We start from the raw sequence: 6121 nt of genomic DNA, 5'->3' as shown, positions 1-6121 counted from the left end.
AGGGGGAGCAGGGGGAGCAGGGGAGGTAGGGGAATAAGTGTCCTCGCTCGTCAATAACCCTGAACTCTGAACTTTGAACCCTGAACTTTGAACTCTGAACCCTGAACTTTGAACTCTGAACCCTGAACTCTGACCCCACAGCCTAACTAATAATTTCCTTTAATTTATCCTGTTGAGATACGGGTAAGCGGGGGCCATGAATTTGAACGATTTGGGAACCCAGGTAATTTCCCCAACGGGCGGCTTGGGTGGTGGTTAAACCGTTGGTGAGTCCGTATAATACCCCACCAGCAAAGGCATCTCCGGCTCCAACGGTATCCACGGGTTTAACCGGGAACCCCGGAACGTGAATGAGGCTTTGGTTTTCCACCACTAAACAGCCCTTATCACTATTGGTAATAAAAACAAAATTCGCCTTTTCTCCTAACTGACGGGCGCAAACCTCTAAATCTTCGCTACCGCAGAAGTGACGCACCTCATCCGCATTGCAAAACAACACATCACAATATTCGGTTAAAACACTGCGAAAATCATCCCCAAACCGTCCCACTAAAAACATATCGGAGAAGGTAAACGCCACCTTTACCCCTAGGCGTTTCGACTGTTCCATGGTTTCAATACTGGCTTTGCGGGGTTCGGGGGCATCCCACAAATAGCCTTCAATATAACTGTATTGACACTGACTCAAATGATCAATATTAATATCCGTCACGGATAAAGTTGTAGAAACCCCCAAATTCGTACACATGGTGCGTTCTGCGTCGGGAGTTGTTAATACCAAACAGGTTCCCGTCGGCCCTTGGGTACTCTCGGTGGGTTCAATTTCAAACCCAATTCCGGCGGCGACCATATCCTGTTGATAAAATTCGCCATTGGTGTCCGTACTCACTTTACCCGAATAAATGCCCGTACCGCCACTTTGGGCGATCGCAATCATGGTATTTGCAGCCGAACCCCCACAGCGTAATTCTAAAGGATGGCTCTCCAATTGTTGTAACAATTTTCCCTGTTTGACCGTATCCATCAGGGTCATGGCGCCTCGGTTGAGGTCATGGCTTTGAATAAAATCATCCTCAACTAATGCCAAAATATCGAGGAGGGCATTTCCCACACCAAAGACATTAAAGGATTTGGGTTCTGTCATTGACTATTTATATAAAAACGACTTGAGCAATTCAATGATTAATCCTATCAAATTTTCTGTAACTTTTATTTTCAAATCCTGAGAATTTGGTTTTTTCGGTGAGATAATAAAAATAAGACTCAACTGATTATCCTTTTTGTTGGGTAACTCAATTCATTTTTATCTTTATTTTTTTTAATATGACTGACTCTGACCTTCCTCCACTGATTCAACAAATGTTAGAACCGAATTTTTATCCCCATTCGGTAGAAGAACCCATTGAACTTTTACAAACTCATATTTCATTTATTCTGTTAACGGGAGAATATGCGTATAAAATAAAAAAAACCGTTGATTTTGGATTTTTAGATTATTCGACCTTAGAGAAACGGCGCTATTTTTGTGAACAGGAATTGCAACTCAACCAGCAACAAGCACCGGAATTATATTTAGAAGTTTTACCGATAGTAGAAATAGGCGATCGCTTTCAATTTGGGGATAATCAAAATTCTGCCGTTGAATATACTTTAAAAATGCGTCAATTTCCCCAAGAAAACTTATTTATTAATTTATTTAATCAGGATAAACTCACAAAACAAGAAATGGAGGACTTAGGAAATATCGTAGCTAAGTTTCATCTGAATTGTCCAACAAATGAGGAAATTTTAAAATTTGGAGAAATTGCTCAAGTTCGCCATTCCATTGATGGCAATTATCAAAAAACAGAAAAATATATTGGTTGTTGTCAAACTCAAGAACAATATGAACAAACTAAAGAATATACAGATAGATTTTTTGAAACCCATGAAGCTATTTTTAAAAGTCGAATTGAAAACCGATGGATTCGAGAATGTCATGGAGATTTACATTTAAAAAATATCTGTATTTATCAAGACAAAATTATTTTATTTGATCGAATTGAATTTAATCAAGAATTTCGCTTTGTAGATGTGATTTATGATGTGGCTTTTGTGGTTATGGACTTAGAAGGACGAGGAAGGACTGATTTGGGAAATCGGTTTTTAAATACTTATATAGAACAAACGGGAGACTGGGAAGGATTACAATTATTACCCTTTTATTTAACCCGTCAAGCCTATGTTAGAGCTAAAGTTAATTCCTTAATATTAGATGATCCTGCCGTTTCTGAAGAACAGAAAGAAACAGCCAAACAAGAAGCCACTCAATATTATAAATTAGCTTGGCAATATACCCGCAGATCTCCAGGAGGAATAGTCATGATGTCGGGGTTATCGGGGTCAGGAAAAAGCACAACCGCCCGACAACTATCTAAACAATTAAATGCAATTCATATTCGTTCCGATGCGGTGAGAAAACATTTAGCGAATGTTCCTCTCCATGAACCAGGAGGAGAAGAAATCTATACTCCAGAGATGACAGAAAAGACCTATAAACAACTATTAGAGTTAGGATTATTATTAGCAAAACAAGGATTTTGGGTAATTTTAGATGCCAAATATGAGCAACAAGAACGACGGGGAGAAGTAATAGAAACCTGTAATACCAATCAATTACCGTTACAAATTGTTGAATGTATAGCACCCATGGATATTTTACAAGAACGTTTACAACAACGTCAGGGGGATATTTCTGATGCAACTATTGATTTATTAACATCTCAACGTGCCATATCTCAACCTTTTACAGATTCCGAAAAAAGCTATCTTACTACTATTGATACAACCCAAAATATCGATAATCAATGGAAGAAATTATATTAAAATTTAGATCCCCCCTAACCCCCCTTAAAAAAGGGGGGAACTGGATGCACTTATTCCACCAGGACAGCCCGAAAATTAAAATTCAAAGTCCCCCTTTTTAAGGGGGATTTAGGGGGATCTAATCTAAGGGTTAAAGCAGGAGTTTCTAGGGCTGAAGTTGACACTAATACGAATAGCAAACTCCCTAGGACTGATCAATATTTTATCTGCGGTATAATAATGAAATTAAGAAAAAAAACTAGCTTAATTATCTATGGGATTTCCAGTTTAATTTTATCATTGATTTTAGCGATCGCCCTTTTAATTCCGCCCACCTCCCCCCAACCTATTTTAATTATCCCGAATGAAATTAGAGGGGTTTGGTTAACCAATGTTAGTAGTGGAGTCTTATTTTTTCCCTGGGGAATTAATCGTGCTTTAGAACAATTATCGCAACTCAAATTTAATACCATTTATCCCGTTGTTTGGAACCGAGGAAACACCTTTTATAAAAGTGCAGTGGGGAAAAGAGTCATGGGTCGCTCTCAAGATTCCCTATTAAATATAACCCAATTAGGGGGAGATATTCTCTCAAAAATTGTCTTAGAAGGACACCGAAAAGGGTTAAAAGTCATTCCTTGGTTTGAATATGGGTTTATGGCTCCTAAAAACTCGGCTATTGTGCAACAACACCCCGACTGGATTGCTGAAACTCAAAAAGGCGAAAAAGAATTAAATCATTTCAGAAATAGCGAGGATGTTTCCTATCAAACTAAAGTTAAAAACTGGATTGTGAATCAAATTTTAGAATCGATGACGATTCAGAATGTCTGGTTAAATCCTTTTCATCCCCAAGTCCAACAGTTTATTGAAGATTTAATTTTAGAAGTCGTGATGAAATATAATATTGATGGGATTCAACTGGATGATCATTTTGGTCTTCCCGTTGAATTTGGCTATGATGAATATACCATTAAACTTTATCGAAAAGAACATAATGGTCAATCTCCCCCCAATAATTATTATGATCAAGAATGGCGAAGTTGGAGAGCCAATAAAATCACTGAGTTAGTTCAACGTATTGTTAAAAAAGTTAAAATAGTTAAACCTAATTGTATTATTTCTCTATCTCCTAATCCCTATGAATATACTTATGAAATGTATTTACAGGATTGGTTAACTTGGGTGAATCAAGGATTAGTAGATGAAATTATTTTACAGGTTTATCGAGATAGTATGGGAAAATTTATTTCAGAATTAGACCACGAATCAGTTCAAATTGCACGGCGGAAAGTTCCGGTCATTATTGGGTTATTAAGTGGAACATTAAGACATCCTGTTCCCATGGAGCAAATTGAAAAACAAATGAAGGTTGTGCGCGATCGCGGCTTTGATGGAATCTCATTTTTTTATTGGGAAACCCTCTGGAGTTATTTTACTCCCGACTCCCCCCGATATCGTCGCCAAAGCTTTAAAACCTTATTTTTAGATTAGCTATAAATCCCATAATATTAAGAGGGTAAATTCAATATTTTCTCAGCATCAATAATATGAATATCAACTCCTTTGAGATATTTTAATAATTGTTGAACAGGTGATCCTTTCCAAACCAATTCCCAGCGAGATTTGCGTGTATGTCCGAGAACAACTTGAGTGATATGATATTGGTGAGCAACTTGAGCGATCGCTTCAGAAACATTATAACTTTTCACCCTAATAAATTCTCCCCCAAACTCCTTAATTAAATCCTGACAAGTTTCTAACAGTAAACTTTCTTCTTTCGTTAAAAAACGTTCTGGATTTTCCACATATAACCCATATAAACGCGCTTTCATCGCATTCGCTAAACGTAATCCTCGCCGCAAAAGTTGAGGGGAATTTTGATAAGTAGAAATACAAACTAAAACTCGCTCATGAACATTACAAAATAAAGTCTTTTCAGTGGTTTCTGCGGCAGCTTCAATATTATCAGCAACTTCCCGCAAAGCTAACTCTCGCAACGCCACTAAATGACGACGTTGAAAGAAATTTTGTAACGCTTGTTCTATTTTTTCAGGTGCATAGATTTTACCCTCTTTTAACCGTTCTTGTAGGGTTTCTGGGGTCACATCAATTACCACAACTTGTGTCGCTTCATCCAAAAGACGATCGGGAATTCGTTCTCGAACAATAACTCCCGTAATTTTTGCAACTAAATCATTTAAACTTTCTAAATGTTGAATATTCACCGTTGAATAGACATCAATTCCATGATTAAGAATAATTTCTACATCTTGATAGCGTTTTTCTCGAATAGAACCCGGAACATTAGTATGAGCCAATTCATCCACTAAAACCAATTGAGGTTGACGAGCTAAAATCGCATCGGTATCCATTTCCCATAACGTTATTCCTTGATGAAAAACCGTTTTTTTAGGAATAAGTTCTAAATCTATGGCTTTTTCTGCGGTTTCTTCCCGTCCATGGGTTTCTAATAACCCAATTACAATATCAATCCCTTCTTCTTTTAATTGATGTCCTTCTTCTAACATTCGATAGGTTTTACCGACCCCAGGAGACATCCCAATAAAAATTTTATGTTTTCCTCGATTTCGAGAGGATGTTTGATCATAGGATTCAGGGGAATTCTTTTGAGTTTCAATTTCACTGCTGTTAATCATCGTGAATTGGATAGGTTGTCTAAATCTAGGTTTAGTTTTAGCACATTAACTCCCGGTTTTCCAAAAATTCCTAAAAATCTATTTTTGGTATTTTTGTTAACGAGAATTTCCACTTGATTGGGATTCAAAGAACGCGCCTTAGCGACTCGTTGAATTTGGGCGTTTGCGGCTTGAATACTAATATGAGGATCTAACCCTGAACCCGAGGAATAAACTAAATCCGCCGTTGGAGTAATATTATTAGATTGTAGTTGATTAATTCGTTCTGTTACTTTTTTTAACAAATCTGGATTACTCGGTGCTAAATTACTTCCTCCTGAAATTCCCGTTGCTAAACCATCTTTAACGGGACTATAATCAACGCTACTCGGACGGGAGATAAAATAACGATTGGAGGTAAAATTCTGACCGATTAGAGCCGAACCAACAATCTCTCCTTGAGGATTTTTGATCAAACTTCCATTCGCTTGAAAGGGAAAAATTCCCTGACCGATTATTAGAATCAAAATCGGGTATAAAATAGCCGTTAAAACCCATAAAACTAGGGTAGTGCGGATGGCGGTTAACAAATCTCTAAACATAGTATATTTTGAAATTGAAGGTACATTTTTTAATGG

The 6121-nt window shown here is 37.4% G+C and carries 5 protein-coding genes; 2 read left to right on the top strand and 3 right to left on the bottom strand.

The features are described 5' to 3' along the window. Positions 1 to 142: 142 nt before the first annotated feature. A complete protein-coding gene (locus tag PL11201_RS10835; protein WP_079678604.1) occupies positions 143 to 1144 on the bottom strand; it encodes an adenosine kinase in 1002 nt (333 codons plus the stop codon). A gap of 179 nt (positions 1145 to 1323) precedes the next feature. Between PL11201_RS10835 and PL11201_RS10830 the strand changes: the two genes are divergently transcribed. Both PL11201_RS10830 and PL11201_RS10825 read left to right on the top strand, forming a co-directional pair. Then, on the top strand, positions 1324 to 2865 hold the full coding sequence (locus PL11201_RS10830; protein ID WP_079678602.1) for a bifunctional aminoglycoside phosphotransferase/ATP-binding protein: 1542 nt from the start codon (positions 1324 to 1326) through the stop codon (positions 2863 to 2865). Between the two features lie 219 nt (positions 2866 to 3084). Beyond that, positions 3085 to 4338, top strand: a complete 1254-nt coding sequence (locus PL11201_RS10825) for a glycoside hydrolase family 10-like protein (RefSeq protein WP_079678600.1) — start codon at positions 3085 to 3087, stop codon at positions 4336 to 4338. Positions 4339 to 4355: 17 nt separating this feature from the next. Here PL11201_RS10825 and PL11201_RS10820 read toward each other — a convergent pair whose 3' ends face one another. Together PL11201_RS10820 and kdpC are read right to left on the bottom strand one after the other, a co-directional pair. After that, on the bottom strand, positions 4356 to 5504 hold the full coding sequence (locus PL11201_RS10820) for a histidine kinase (protein ID WP_079678598.1): 1149 nt from the start codon (positions 5502 to 5504) through the stop codon (positions 4356 to 4358). After that, positions 5501 to 6085 (bottom strand): K(+)-transporting ATPase subunit C, encoded by a 585-nt coding sequence (gene kdpC / locus PL11201_RS10815; RefSeq protein ID WP_079678597.1) that lies wholly within the window; start codon positions 6083 to 6085, stop codon positions 5501 to 5503. The genes PL11201_RS10820 and kdpC overlap by 4 nt, the downstream gene beginning before the upstream one ends. Positions 6086 to 6121 lie beyond the last annotated feature (36 nt).

The sequence above is a fragment of the Planktothrix sp. PCC 11201 genome (assembly GCF_900009135.1).
Lineage (GTDB): Bacteria > Cyanobacteriota > Cyanobacteriia > Cyanobacteriales > Microcoleaceae > Planktothrix.
The sequence above is the reverse complement of the archived record's forward strand: the minus strand, read 5'-3'. Positions and strand labels throughout refer to the sequence as shown.

What these genes read in the sequence shown, in the direction of transcription:
- PL11201_RS10835 (WP_079678604.1), bottom strand. Translation starts at nt 1,144, where the DNA reads ATGACAGAACCCAAATCCTTTAATGTCTTTGGTGTGGGAAATGCCCTC.
- PL11201_RS10830 (WP_079678602.1), top strand. Translation starts at nt 1,324, where the DNA reads ATGACTGACTCTGACCTTCCTCCACTGATTCAACAAATGTTAGAACCG.
- PL11201_RS10825 (WP_079678600.1), top strand. Translation starts at nt 3,085, where the DNA reads ATGAAATTAAGAAAAAAAACTAGCTTAATTATCTATGGGATTTCCAGT.
- PL11201_RS10820 (WP_079678598.1), bottom strand. Translation starts at nt 5,504, where the DNA reads ATGATTAACAGCAGTGAAATTGAAACTCAAAAGAATTCCCCTGAATCC.
- kdpC (WP_079678597.1), bottom strand. Translation starts at nt 6,085, where the DNA reads ATGTTTAGAGATTTGTTAACCGCCATCCGCACTACCCTAGTTTTATGG.